This is a genomic window from Actinocrinis sp. (genome assembly GCF_035946395.1).
GTDB lineage: Bacteria > Actinomycetota > Actinomycetes > Streptomycetales > Catenulisporaceae > Actinocrinis.
In genome coordinates this window covers 1-5,398 of record NZ_DASYZI010000221.1, presented here as the reverse complement: position 1 = coordinate 5,398, position 5,398 = coordinate 1, and the positions used below count along the sequence as shown (strand labels likewise).

Here is a 5,398-nt window from a genome sequence, read left to right as displayed (position 1 = left end):
GGATGCGGCTCGTCACCGAACGCTGACTCGTCGAACACGGAGTGTCGGCCCCCTCGGATTCTCGGCCCCGGCGATAAAGCAAGCAGCAACAATACCTGTATTTCACTGAGTAAAGGCTGAGAGTCCGGACGGCAGACCGCGACCACCTCGCAGGCGACCGCGGTCTGCGCTGCTATACGACGCTATGCCGGAATTCTGACTCTGTGCACGTATTGGCTGCGCACACACTGGCTGTGCGCATACTGGTTTCTGCGCGCCCGTCAGCCGCGAGGCAGCACCTCGGACAGGACGCCGTCACCCGGAGACGTGGTCCAGTCGGTCGAGATGTACGAGACGCTGTCCTTGGCCAGCAACGCGACCCTCGCCTGCGCGGCGGCGAGAGACGGCGCGATGCTTGAGATCGCCGGGTTCACGTCATACGCGTCGGTGGCGACGACGAGGTAGTGGTTGGTGTTGTACCACTCGGTGTTTCCATCACTGACGTACGTGTTCGCGTCACCGTCGAACACTACGAACCAGGGCCGGATCGTCGTGTCGGAGTAGCGGGTGCGCGGGTCGCCGGTCTGGGCGTTGTGCACGCTCGGGAAGATCTCGGCGTTCGCGATCGTGCCGGAGGACTTCAGACCCTTGAGATAGGTGGAGTATTCGACGTCGGTCCACAGGGAGTCGAAGGGGTTGTTCTCCTCGACGGTGCCGGGGATGATCTCGATGATCGCCTTGCCCGCCAGCGCGGAGCGGGTCGGCCAGTTGCCGGCCTTAACGGCGGCGTCCAGGGTGGCGTACTGGGTTCCGTCGGACTTGGTCAGCAGGTCCACCGGACGGAACACCCGGCCGCCCATGTGCGCCTTGATGTACGCGTCGAGCTCGGACGGGCCCATGCCGTAGTCGTTCTCGAAGCCGGCCTTCAGCTCTATCTTGATCATGATCGGGTTCGCCGCCGGGTGGCCGGCGAGCCAGAGCCGGATGTCGTCCAGGCAGCTGTTCAGGTCCTCGTTGGTGCTGCCGGTGTACGCACCGGCGAGGGTGGAGGTCTGCGTGCAGTTGTTGGAGTTCCCGAGCGGGTTGTCGTGGCTGACACCCCAGTCGCCCGTGATGTAGTCGGCCCAGACGTCGAGCTCGATCAGCGACGCGCCGGCGTCGAGGGCCTGGTCGAGATGGGAGTAAGCGCTCTGGTTGTAGGTGTTGTGGATGCCGACGGTGGTGGCCGCGGCGAACGAGAGCGAGCCCTGATCCACGGCGGAGGCGCCGCCGGGTTGCAGGGCCAGCGCGGCCCCCAGGGCGAGGACGGCGGTGACGGCTCCAGCAGCGCGGCGGGAGCGCGGACGCGACAGACTGCGCAGGCGAGTGGGCATACCAGACTCCTGGTGTGGGTGGGCATTGCCTGGTGCAGAGAGGATCGTCGGCCTGGTAGGTGAATTCGGGCGGCATCGGACGTGTCACGCGGCGGTCCGCAGGATGTGATCTTCGGTTCAGCTCTCTGCGACGGCTGTGCGGCGGCGGCCGACGGTCAGGCTCAGCACTGTGGTCACGACCAGTGTGAGGACGATGAAGCCGAGCGAGAAGGGGATCGGGAAGCCCGGCAGCGCGATCGGCCCGAGATGGTCGATCCCTGAGTTGTGCAGTGCCTCGACGATCATCTTCAGCCCGATGAAGCCGAGGACGACGGACAGCCCGGTGGACAGGTAGACCAGCCGGTCGAGCAGGCCGCCGATCAGGAAGTAGAGCTGGCGCAGGCCGAGCAGGGCGAACAGGTTCGCGGTGAAGACGATGTAAGCCTGCTGCGTGAGGCCGAAGACGGCGGGGATCGAATCGAGCGCGAACAGTACGTCGGTCGCCCCGAGCGCAACGATGACCAGCGCCAGCGGCGTCAACGCGCGGCGGGCGCCGACCCGCGCGGTCAGAGCGGTGCCGTGGTACTCGTCCACGGTCGGGAAGAGGCGGCGGACGTAGCGCACCAAGCCGTTCTCACGCAGAGCGGGCGCTTGTGCGGTGGCGCCAGCGGCGGCGCCGTCATTCTGCTGCCCCGGCAGGCCGCTGTGCCCGAAGGCGAGCTTGATCGCCGTGAAGAAGAGGAACGCGCCGAAGACGTAGAAGATCCAGTCGAAGGCCGCCACGGCGGCGGAGCCGAGGCCGATGAACGCCCCGCGCAGGGCGAGCGCCAGCAGCACGCCGACCAGCAGCACTCGGTGCTGGTAGTCCCGCGGCACTCTGAACCTGGCCATGATCAGGACGAACACGAACAGATTGTCGACCGACAGGCTGTATTCGGTGATCCAGCCGGCGAAGAACTGCCCGCCGTAGGCCGGCCCGGCGATGTGACCGAGCCCGGTACCGAACGCCACCGCGAGCGCTGCCATCGCGGCCACCCACACTCCCGCTTCGCGCAGCGTGACAGCGTGCGGCTTTCGGCCGACAACGAACAGATCGAGGGCGAGTACGGCAACCAGGCCGACCAGGGTGAGGACCCACACCCAAAAAGGGACGGACATTGGTATTTCCTCCGGCGGACGGGCTGGACATCAGTCATCGCCGGAGGTCTCCTCCACCTCGCCGGGTACGCAACCGCGACACCACCGGCGAAGCCGGTGACCCCGGGCTCGACCGCAGCCGCAGCTCTCGCTGCGTCCGCGACGTCTGCCGTGTTGACGGACGTCACCGCTTGGGATGGGAGTACTCCCCTCCTTGAAGAGCCATTCTCGCACAGCTGCGCGACGCCTCGGGACGCGATCACACGAATCCCCCGGTCATCCGAGGTGTCACCGTCGCCGACGTCGCGGGCAGCGACGGGCTTCGTCAAGGCCATTCGAGCCGGCTGAGACGTGTGCGCTTCATCCAGCCGAGTGAAGAATTCGGCCATTCGGCGTACGTGGCGCAAGCAGACGCCTACCCTGGGCAATGGGCGCGCGGCGGCGACATACAGCGTCGACATACGGTGTGCCGCTCAACCATCCGGGTAAGCGGCCCGGATTCACGCAGGTGAGAGGCCAGCGGTTGGAACTTTCCGGGCAGGCACTGCGCGCGCTCAGCGAGCAGCGCAAGCTGTAGGCCCGCAAGCGCCCTCCGGTCGGGCCCGGAGGCGCACCGAAACCGGGCAAAAAGGCAAGAGACAGGTGGGCGTGGAAAGCAGGCAGAGCACGGCCGGGGTGCTGGCGACACACCGTCCGGATCCCGGGACGCAAGCCGCCACGGACGTGGGCGCCGCACGAACCGGCTCTGCCAGGAGCGAACGCGGCGGCTGGGATCCGCTGGACGAGCTCGCGGTACGCGTCGGCTCAACGCTGGACCCGGCGATCACCGCCCAGGAAGTGGTGGACCTGGTCGTGCCGGGGTTCGCCGATCACGCCTCGATCCTGCTGCGCCAGACCGTGCTGAGCGGCGCGGGGGCGGCCGAGCCGCGCGACGGGCCGATCCGCCTGGTCCGGCTGGCGTTCAGCGCCCGGGACGCGGAGTTGGCCGAGCGGCTGCGCACCGCCTGGCCGGTGGAGCAGGTCATCATCGTGTCGGAGACCTCGCCGTATGCGAAGGCGATGCGGTCGCACGAGGTGATCATCGATTCGATGCACACCCTGCCATCGGCTGCGGACGGTTCCGACATCGGGAAGCTGATGGGAGGCCGTCCCGGCGTCTTCGCTCCGCTGCTGGTCGGTGGGCGTGTGCTGGGCGCGATGGTGCTCACCCGCAATCCGGCGCGCGGTCGGTTCCGCCCGGTGGAGCTCGCGTCGATCGAGCGGCTGGCGGCGCGCGCGTCGATCTGGATGGACAATGCGCGGCTGCACGACCAGTTGCGGCACACCGCGATCAGCATGCAGAAGGCGATGCTGCCGACCAAGCTGGCCGCCCCTGTCGGGCTGGAGATCGCGCACCGGTACCTGCCGGGCAGCGACATGGCCGTGGTGGGCGGGGATTGGTTCGACGTGATCGGCCTGTCCGGCGGCCGGGTCGCCCTGGTGGTCGGCGACGTGATGGGCCACGGCACGCAGGCAGCCAGCGCGATGGGGCAGATGCGCACCGCGGTACGCACGCTGGCCGCAGTCGACCTGCCGCCGGCCGAGGTCCTGGCGCATCTGGACGACCTGATGCCGCACATAGACGACTCGCTGTTCGCGACCTGCATCTACGCGGTCTACGACCCGGCCGCGCAGCAGTGTTCGATCTCCCGCGCCGGGCACGTCCCACCGCTGGTCGTGCACCCGGACGGCCGGACCGAGGTGCTGCACCAGGTCGCCCCGGGTCTGCCGCTGGGGCTGGGTGGCGCAACGGGCACCTTCGACACCCTCGACATCGACCTGCCGGACGGCGCGCTGTTCGTGCTCTGCACCGACGGGCTGCTGGAGAACAAGGCGCGCGACATCGACTCGGGTCTGAACCTGCTGCGGGCAAACCTCGCCGAGCCGGGCAGGCCGTTGCAGGAGATCTGCGACCAGGTGGTCAAGGAGCTTGACCTGACCAAGGACCGGGACGACATCGCGCTGCTGATCAGCCGGGTGCATCCGCTGCCGGCCGACCGCTCGGCGGCGTGGTGGCTGCCCGGGGAGCCGAAGCAGGTCGGGCGCTGCCGGCGCCTGGTGCGCGACACCCTGGCGGCCTGGGAACTGAGCGCGCTGACCGAAACGGTGGAGTTGCTGGTCAGCGAGCTGGTCACCAACGCGATCCAGCACGCCGGTGGCGAGATCCGGTTGCGGCTGCAACGCAACGAGACCGGGCTGCTGTGCGAGGTCTGCGACCGGACCCGCACCCCGCCGGAACTACAGGAGCTGTCCGCGACCGCCGAGCGGGGCCGTGGCATCCTGCTGGTCAACGAGCTGTCCCGCAAGTGGGGCCACCGGCGCACCGCCACCGGCAAGATCGTCTGGTTCACGATGAACCCGGCCTGAAGACCCGAGCTGACCGCAGATTTGTGCGGAAGCCCCGAGCTGGCGACAGACGTGGCCGAGGACCGGCGCCGAGGACCGGCGCTGAGGACCTGGGCTGGGGAGCTGAGCTGAAGGATCTGGGATGACAACAGACCTGGGTTGAGGGCCTCAGGACCTGGGCTGACGGCTGATCTGGGTTGAGGACCCCAAAGCCTGGCCTGACCTGGGCTGGGCTGGGCTGGGCTGGGCTGGGCTGACTTGACCGGGCCTGGCCTGGGCTGGGCCGAGCTGGCCTGGCTTGGGCTGGACTGGACTGGACCGAGCTGGGCTGGACTGGGCCGAGCCGAGCCGAGCTGGGCTGAGCTGGACTGGGCTGAGCTGGCCGAGCCGAGCTGGGCCCGGCCGCGCCTGGACTGGACTGGACTGGGCTGGGCTGGGCTGGGCTGGGCTGGGCTGAAGGTAGATCCGTGTCTGTGGATCTGCGCGCAGTACCTGCCTGGTCCACGTACCCAGTGCCACCTACTTGGCCCACCTATTCCGCACCA

General features: G+C 68.4%; 3 protein-coding genes. 1 reads left to right on the top strand and 2 read right to left on the bottom strand.

The window, feature by feature from the left end:
* Window positions 1-260 precede the first annotated feature (260 nt).
* Complete coding sequence (locus tag VGS97_RS14115; RefSeq protein ID WP_326853918.1) at window positions 261-1,352, bottom strand: phosphatidylinositol-specific phospholipase C domain-containing protein; 1,092 nt, start codon at window positions 1,350-1,352, stop codon at window positions 261-263.
* 117 nt (window positions 1,353-1,469) lie between these two features.
* Window positions 1,470-2,489 (bottom strand): TerC/Alx family metal homeostasis membrane protein, encoded by a 1,020-nt coding sequence (locus VGS97_RS14110; protein ID WP_326853917.1) that lies wholly within the window; start codon window positions 2,487-2,489, stop codon window positions 1,470-1,472.
* A gap of 627 nt (window positions 2,490-3,116) precedes the next feature.
* Here VGS97_RS14110 and VGS97_RS14105 point away from each other — a divergent pair.
* Entirely contained in the window at window positions 3,117-4,874 is a 1,758-nt protein-coding gene (locus tag VGS97_RS14105) for an ATP-binding SpoIIE family protein phosphatase (RefSeq protein ID WP_326853916.1), read from the top strand.
* Window positions 4,875-5,398 lie beyond the last annotated feature (524 nt).

Bases quoted from the DNA above. Each gene is read 5' to 3' on its own strand.
- VGS97_RS14110 (WP_326853917.1), bottom strand. From the start codon at position 2,489: ATGTCCGTCCCTTTTTGGGTGTGGGTCCTCACCCTGGTCGGCCTGGTT.
- VGS97_RS14115 (WP_326853918.1), bottom strand. From the start codon at position 1,352: ATGCCCACTCGCCTGCGCAGTCTGTCGCGTCCGCGCTCCCGCCGCGCT.